Genomic DNA, 1,117 nt, shown 5'->3' with positions numbered 1-1,117 from the left:
ACTGGGCAGGAGTTACCGGAAAAGCACAAAGTTTCTAAAGAGATTGCAACAGCAAAACCAGAGACTTTTCGCACACTGGTATATTCTGGCTCAGGGCTGAACAATAAGAGCCGTATGAATCGAGAGGGTGCGCCGTGAAAGCGGCGAATCGAATCCCTGCCTTAGGCAGGAGGAGTTGGAAGAAATACTGCTGGGTCATCAGTCTTACCGGATGGTGAAAATCTTAAGGGACATAAGCATGACTGAAAAGCACAGGCCCGACGAACATACCGAATCGGTTGCTGTGCAAGACCCGCGTAATAAGGTTAAAGCTGTATTGCCTGAACCTCAGACACCAGTGATGGAATACTCACATCCACAGCCACGGTATGTCAGGGCTATGTCGGCAGGATAGGCTGGTAAACCTCTCGCCAGCCGAAATCTTCCCCTGCTGAACGACGGTCAGCGAGATCGTTCAAGGTGCCGAACGGGGAACCTACGTTGCGCTATCACGTTCGATTCGTGCGAACACGGGATCGCCTACGGGTCGCGAGACCCAGGGTGACGGAGTGATCGTAGTAGTCCGGGGACGGGAAAGCCGTCCACATGGCGAAGGATCACTGGTGTCTGACGACCAAATATTGAGGTAACCGAAATGGCCACAGCCGAAAATGTTCTGGCCGTCTATTCCGATCGAGGCAGGCGGAAATTCACAAGTTTTGTCCAACCAAAATCGGGAAAAATGACACTGGAAAGCCGGATGAGGTCGAAAGTCTCATGTCCGGTTTGGAGAGGGGGCGTTCGGAAAAGTGCTATAGCAAATGGTAACTCGCTGGCGCTCTACTCTACTTCACGTACGGTTCTGTGAGAGCCTGGAGGGGAGGTTCCTCCGGGCTATTCGACCAGCTACCCGGTCACTACCCCAATTTAGGATCATTAACCTATTATTTTTTAATGCAGATATATATCTCATCTATCTGTTTTAATAGCGATAGTGGCATCTTAGGATTAGGTTTTTTTTAGCTGCTTTGCCACATAAATGTCCCACACTTAATGGGATGGTCACCCTCACCCTGTAGGCGTATTTTGACAAGGTGATTTCTTTTACATGAGGCCATCGCCATGAATAACATGACAC

The 1,117-nt window shown here is 49.7% G+C and carries 1 protein-coding gene; it reads left to right on the top strand.

Annotated features, from left to right (window positions below):
* Nucleotides 1-238 precede the first annotated feature (238 nt).
* Entirely contained in the window at nucleotides 239-394 is a 156-nt protein-coding gene (locus tag C5470_RS21885) for a hypothetical protein (protein ID WP_166291897.1), read from the top strand.
* Nucleotides 395-1,117: the final 723 nt, after the last annotated feature.

It is taken from the genome of Photorhabdus stackebrandtii (assembly GCF_011189495.1).
Lineage (GTDB): Bacteria > Pseudomonadota > Gammaproteobacteria > Enterobacterales > Enterobacteriaceae > Photorhabdus > Photorhabdus khanii.
This window is presented reverse-complemented; position numbering and strand designations above follow the sequence as displayed.

What these genes read in the sequence shown, in the direction of transcription:
- C5470_RS21885 (WP_166291897.1), top strand. Translation starts at nt 239, where the DNA reads ATGACTGAAAAGCACAGGCCCGACGAACATACCGAATCGGTTGCTGTG.